8 protein-coding genes are annotated in these 6,000 nt (G+C 46.5%); 2 read left to right on the top strand and 6 right to left on the bottom strand.

Annotated elements, in window-relative coordinates; all coding sequences use genetic code 11:
* The first annotated feature begins 137 nt into the window (after positions 1 to 137).
* Positions 138 to 1,016 carry an ADP-ribosylglycohydrolase family protein gene (locus tag M4D81_RS20335; protein ID WP_260067859.1) on the top strand — a complete coding sequence of 293 codons (879 nt, stop codon included), beginning with the start codon at positions 138 to 140 and terminating at the stop codon, positions 1,014 to 1,016.
* Here the strand turns inward: M4D81_RS20335 and M4D81_RS20330 are convergent.
* Positions 1,011 to 1,400 carry a hypothetical protein gene (locus M4D81_RS20330; RefSeq protein WP_260067858.1) on the bottom strand — a complete coding sequence of 130 codons (390 nt, stop codon included), beginning with the start codon at positions 1,398 to 1,400 and terminating at the stop codon, positions 1,011 to 1,013. The two genes, M4D81_RS20335 and M4D81_RS20330, sit on opposite strands and share 6 nt — an antisense overlap.
* A gap of 176 nt (positions 1,401 to 1,576) precedes the next feature.
* Between M4D81_RS20330 and M4D81_RS20325 the strand changes: the two genes are divergently transcribed.
* Positions 1,577 to 1,939, top strand: coding sequence for a DUF4181 domain-containing protein (locus M4D81_RS20325; protein WP_260067857.1), 363 nt, complete (start codon positions 1,577 to 1,579; stop codon positions 1,937 to 1,939).
* 136 nt (positions 1,940 to 2,075) lie between these two features.
* Here M4D81_RS20325 and M4D81_RS20320 read toward each other — a convergent pair whose 3' ends face one another.
* The 5 genes from M4D81_RS20320 to M4D81_RS20300 all read right to left on the bottom strand — a co-directional run bounded on the left by M4D81_RS20320 (position 2,076) and on the right by M4D81_RS20300 (position 5,748).
* On the bottom strand, positions 2,076 to 2,471 hold the full coding sequence (locus tag M4D81_RS20320; protein ID WP_260067856.1) for a hypothetical protein: 396 nt from the start codon (positions 2,469 to 2,471) through the stop codon (positions 2,076 to 2,078).
* Positions 2,444 to 3,859, bottom strand: coding sequence for a sensor histidine kinase (locus M4D81_RS20315; RefSeq protein ID WP_260067855.1), 1,416 nt, complete (start codon positions 3,857 to 3,859; stop codon positions 2,444 to 2,446). The genes M4D81_RS20320 and M4D81_RS20315 overlap by 28 nt, the downstream gene beginning before the upstream one ends.
* A complete protein-coding gene (locus M4D81_RS20310; RefSeq protein WP_071220820.1) occupies positions 3,856 to 4,527 on the bottom strand; it encodes a response regulator transcription factor in 672 nt (223 codons plus the stop codon). Before M4D81_RS20310 ends, M4D81_RS20315 begins: the two co-directional genes overlap by 4 nt.
* 250 nt (positions 4,528 to 4,777) lie before the next feature.
* Positions 4,778 to 5,200: a hypothetical protein gene (locus M4D81_RS20305; RefSeq protein WP_260067854.1), complete on the bottom strand. Its 423-nt coding sequence runs from the start codon at positions 5,198 to 5,200 to the stop codon at positions 4,778 to 4,780.
* A 98-nt stretch (positions 5,201 to 5,298) separates the two neighbouring features.
* On the bottom strand, positions 5,299 to 5,748 hold the full coding sequence (locus tag M4D81_RS20300) for an MMPL family transporter (RefSeq protein ID WP_260067853.1): 450 nt from the start codon (positions 5,746 to 5,748) through the stop codon (positions 5,299 to 5,301).
* Positions 5,749 to 6,000 lie beyond the last annotated feature (252 nt).

Here is a 6,000-nt window from a genome sequence, read left to right as displayed (position 1 = left end):
CAGCCGAAGTCGCGATAATCGCGGCTTTTTTAATTTACCGATGCCCGTTTCTTTATATTTAGAAGATGACCGCTGTCCGTTTTGTTATAATTAACTTAATGGATTTCTTATTTAATGAACAGATACGAGGTGGTTGTATGGACAATATATTATATGACCGCATCAAAGGCGGCCTGTATGGAGTGGCTGTAGGCGACGCGCTTGGCGGAACGACGGAGTTTATGAGTGTGCAGGAGATTAAGGAGAAGCACGGCTATTTGACGGAGATCATCGGCGGCGGGGTGTGGCAGCTGGAACCGGGTGAAGTGACCGACGATACGATGATGACGCTGTGCGTGGCAGAAGGAATTCACGAAAATCCAGGGGAGCCAATGGAGGCGATTGGGCGTTTCTTCATGGAATGGTACCATTCGAGGCCCAAAGACATCGGGAATATCATCCGTCATGTTTTTCAAAAGTATGAGGGAGACTGGTTCGAAGCGGCCTTTGTGGCGCACATGGATATGGGGCAAAGCGGCGGGAATGGCTCCCTCATGCGATGCCTGCCTGCAGCACTTGCCTACAAGGACCCGGCGGATATTGACCGAGTGACCATCATGCAGTCACGGATGACGCATTATGATCCAAGGTGTGCCGAAGTCTGCGTCATGTACAACCGAATGGCCCAGCGCCTTTTGCAGGGTGAAAATTTAAGAACAGCGATCATGGCCGAGGTGGTGGGTAGCGAATACGAAGGCATCATTGAAGCACAGCCGGATTGCCCGGCAAGCGGTTATGTGGTCCACACCTTCCGGTGGGTACTGCATATTTTGCTCCATACGTCGGATTTTGCAGGAGTCGTTCAGAAGGCGGCCAATCTAGGAGATGATTCGGATACGATCGGAGCTATTGCCGGCGGATTGGCAGGTATCTACTACGGATATGAAGCTATTCCTGTACGATATGCAGAGGCGATCCTCATCAAAGATAGACTCGACCGGATCATTTCGCAACTGTATGCATTGAAAACTTTATGATAAAGAGATCATGATACACAATATAAACGCAATGCTCGATAATGGTGTCATTACATATTTTTCTTTTGTACTTCTGGATATTAGATTTGCTATCGTATTCAATCCCAGAAATACAGTAATCACCCAAACCAAAATATTTGTAGGCAGAACATTAAAGATATTGATGACGTTAGTATGCTGCAAAAAAACAACTCCCATAACGAGAAGTATAATAGCGTTTATAGCACTTGCAACACGTAATTTGTAGGGCAGCACTTTATAATAGCCACCCATTGCAAATTCGCCTAAAGGCAAACCAAGCGCGAGCAACACTTGAAAAACGGCAATAGAAATAAACATAAAAGTGACGATAATGGATAATATGTGGAGCATACTCTCTTCCATACCATTCTCCTCTTTAATTGGTAGTTTATTTTTAAGAATATTATATTCCTCTTACTATCCTGCAATGCCAAAAGTTAAACTTGTGTCCAGGTGCTTCGGTTAAACTCGTTGCAACCGCCTTTACGGGAATACCAGCTGTTGCACGGCCGCTAACTTTGGAAAGGGGTGACTTTAGCATGCTCTTACTCAGTCTCATTTTTTATTCGATCATATTCGTCTCCGGGTACTTATGGATCAAAAAAAAGCTCAAGGTATCCAACGATTCAAATCAGCTGCTCTATAAGCATATCAATCGATTTCATCTGATTGGGGAGTTGATCATCATAGCTGTGTCCCTAACCGCCCTTTACTTCATGAGGATTGTTTGGGAGAGGAGATCGTCGGCTTATCAGGACGTTATACTTGTGGTAGCTGTTCTTCACGCTTTCCGTTCCGTTGTTGAAAGACGCTATAAGAAGGATTCGAAACAACATCTCCTCAGTGCTTATGCAAGTGTGTGCGGTCTGCTCCTTTTCCTTGGCATTGAGCTGTTTGCGTAAGAACACAAGAAGAACTATTCCTGTGATATCTATAATCAATCCTTGATGATTCAAGGAATTAACGCAGCATCCACTAATGAAAAACAGCCAAACCTTCTTTTTGAGAGGGATTGGCTGTTTTCTATTTAGAAGAAGCTTATTGTTGTTCTTTTTCCGTAAAAAATGTAATGATGGCAAATAACAGAAAGGCAAGCAGCAGGAGCGAACCGCCCACAATAAACAAGACCAAAACCAAACTGTCTTCCAGCTGAAAAGGATTCAAATTGTACATCCACATTCCGAACGTTAAGCCGAAGGACCCCAGAATCGCCAGCCAACCGTGGACAGCAACCAGTTTCTTATACCTTACTTTGTATGCCTTGTAGAAGATTCCCCAAGCAAATACCGACAACCAGCCGACCAGCAAAATGTGGGCGTGGATCGGACGAAGGGAGTAATCCATCTCGCCAGACATTTTGGAACCAAGATAGGTTCCAAGAATGCCGAACAGCGCTGCATATCGAATTAACCGTAAACTCCATTTTTGTTCCATGATTCATCATGTCCTTCCATTAGAAAAATAACGGTGAAGGTCGTACCCTTCGCAAGCTCGCTCTCGAGCGTTATGGTTCCGTTTAATAGTGTGACGATTTCTTTAACAATGGACAGGCCAAGCCCTGTCCCGTCTTTCTTGCGGGTTGCATCCACCCGGTAGAAGCGCTCGAACACTTGCTTGGCGGATTCCTCCGACAGACCGACACCGGTGTCCTCGAATGTGAGGATGATCTTGTTTCCGGCGGTGGTGCAGGAAATGAAGATATGGCCGTTCGGTTGGTTGTACTTAATGGCGTTCGTTATCAAGTTATCCCACACGATCGCCAGCAGCTCGCGATCGGAGTACAACACGGCTTTATCTAATTTGTATGAGATGGTCAGGTTCCGGTCCTGCAGACTCCATTGATGTTTTTTGATGGATTCCTTGATTTGCAGATCCAGTCGGTGAGGGCTCTTTTTCACCGGGTAACCGGATTGATCCAGGGACGTGATCAGCAGAAGCTGCTTGGTCAGATTCGATAATCTTCTAGCTTCATCGCTCACGATGCCCGCGTACTGCAGCCGCGTCTTCTCATCCAGATTCGGAAGAAGAAGCAGGTCTCCATACCCTTGAATATTCATTAATGGAGATTGAAAATCATGAGACACGTTGCTGATGAAGGACTTCCGGGCGACGTCATTATGCTGCAGCTGCTGCTGCATTCGCAGGAAGTTCTCAGCCAACTGGCCCAGCTCATCCTTACGATGGATATCCAGCGAATACGTAAAATCTTCGTTGGTGATCGCTTTCGTCGCTTCGGACAGCTCCGAGATGGGGTGGATTAGCCGTTTGGTCATTTTGATTACACCCAATAGGCTCACGATGGCGACAGCTACGATAAATCCCGCCAGCATCATATGGATATCGGAAAATAGGATTTTGCTGGCCGGTTTGACGAATAGAGCATAAGTCTGATTTCCGATTTGAAGGGGGAGCCCGACGGTGTTTCTAATATCATTGGAGAAATGCCCCATCATCCAGAACTGATCCCATATGCCGTCTTTCCCCATATACGGCGTGCCGCTTAACACCTGGTCCATGGTGTGAGGCAGTCGGCTATGCTCAAAAGGCTCACCGAAAAAATACGCCTCCCCGGAACGGTTAGCCAAATAAATCTGGTATCCTAGTTGTCCGACGGACTCAAGGAAGGGGTGCACGGTATGGCTCGATACATGCATTTCCTCGAGAACGTGGACGATTTGCTCGGCAACTTCCATGTTTTGCTGCGTGATTTCTTCTTTGGTAAATATCACGTAGACGACGTTTGCCAGAATAAATCCGATGAGGATGCTGATCCCTAGAATGAGCAGTGTTGTGGATATAAACTCTCGGTATAATGTTTTCATTCGGTCGCCTCTAATTTATAACCAATGCCCCTGATGGTCTGGATCTCGATCGAAGCATTGTAACGTTTGAGGCGGTCGCGGATCCGGTTCATATGCGTATTCAATGTCATCTCGTTGCCTAGATAATCCTCGCCCCATGCCTGCTCGATAAGAACGGACCGGGGAGTGACTTTGTTGGCCCGTACTGCCAGCATGGTCAGCAGCTCAAACTCTTTTAGAGGAAAGAGAATGGTTTCATCCTTGATGATTACTTCAAAATCGTTCCGGTTGATCTTCACATTGCCGACCTTCAAAACACTTTCCATTGCGCGGCCATAGCGGCGAAGAACAACGGCAACCCGAAACAGCAGCTCCTTTGGCTCAAAAGGCTTCACAAGATAATCCTCGGAGCCTGATTTGAACCCCTGTTCCTTGTCGGATAATTGTCCCTTGGCGGTCAGCAGGATGACAGGAATGTCGAGCTCTTTCGTTAGTATTCTAGTCAGGGAAAAGCCATCCATCCCGGGCATCATGACATCCACGATGGCCAGGTTTACCTCCGACTCTTCCAGAAGCTCCAGCGCGTGCTTCCCGTTATGAGCTTGTAAAACCGTATAGCCTTCCCGCCTCAAATGGATGGTCACAAGCTGCAGGATATCGTAATCATCGTCTACGACTAAAATTTTCACGGAAGACTCCTCCATACCTTACATTATACCTGGGATGAGAGCTTTGAACACGTGTACTGATGGATTCGTACCCGAACAGCATATTGACCAGGAAGATGCCCAGGCCAAGGGCGGACACGTAAGAAATGAGGATGGTGGCCATCATGTACATCGACATTTTTAACGAACGGGTCAAGGCAACAAGGCAGCACGAGAATCAGAACCGTTTCCAGAATGATGACCTTTGATAATGTCACCGTTGGTTCATCGACTAGTTTGGCTGTGACGTCGCCGTAGTAAACATTGCCCCGAAGAGACAACTCGTTAAGAAAGGCGTCGGTCTGGCCCTGGAGCTTTTCAATATATCGATAGCTTTGGTGGAATAAGGATTCATCGTCAAGGCAGCGCTGAGCTTTGCTGCCTTGGAATCTTCCGTGATGCCGGCCAAGCGGACGGAGTCGATTTCTTCGTAATTCTCCAGCTTTTTCAGGAATTGATCGATCTGCTCGTCGGATAGCGTGTTCTCGGATTCCAGAAGAAGCGTCGAGGGTGCAAGCTCGCCATTGTTATATTTAGATTCCACGATCTCATAACCTACACGCGAAGGCAAGTTTTCGGGAAATTTCTTGACGGTGTCTAATTCATATTTCAGGTTGAATACGTTCAAGGCGGTCATGATCATGAAGACAGCCACACGATTCCACCGGTCAGCAGCGGCTTGTTCACCACGAATTTGGCTACTGTCCCCAGAAACCGTGTTTGATTTCATTTTTCTGACCGAAGTGAGGAACCTTAGGCCAGAACGCTTTCCTTCCAAACAGGGTGAACAGGGCAGGGACAAGGGTGGGGAAGCGAGCATAATAATAAACATAGCCAAACCGAATACCGGCGCAAAATTTTGATAATCACGGAAATCCGTGAAGAACAGAATGAGCATTTAGCCGTAGCAAGCAGAGGAATGAAGGCAAGCAGCGGTGAACGGTAAATAACGATCAATAATACAAGAATGATGACAATGGTGGCAAGTATCAGATCAAAATCCGCCTGCTCGAAGAGCTTGATCGTATCGCCGGCAATCCCGGCTGGACCTGTAATATAGTAGTCTGTACTCAAACCCCTGGCAATCTCGTTGCCAAGTCTGGAGGCTTGTGACTGGAAGTTGGTCGCTTTGTAATCGCCTAGCATGGAACCCGCGCTTAAACCGACCATAACGATCAGCCAGACCAGACTTGTAATCCACATCCCTTTTTGGTTGAGACCCAATCGGTGATGGGCTTAATAGCTTCCTCAAAGGTTTTTCCCCCTCTTTAATTTGTCGCACTTACTCTAGCACAGCTAAATAAATTTAATATAAACTCGAAAGTCCAAGCCACTCGAGCGGCAGCAAAACAACCAAGTTTAATAACATGGAATGAGTAGGATAAGTGAAAAATATTAGGCATGCCATTATTGATCATCATGGTAAGAAATGATCCTTTATACGAAGAGAATCAG

Origin of the sequence: Paenibacillus sp. p3-SID867 (genome assembly GCF_025142895.1) — a bacterium.
Classification (GTDB): domain Bacteria; phylum Bacillota; class Bacilli; order Paenibacillales; family Paenibacillaceae; genus Paenibacillus_AQ.
Note: the sequence above shows the minus strand (reverse complement) of the source record. Positions and strands in the feature narration are given on the sequence as shown.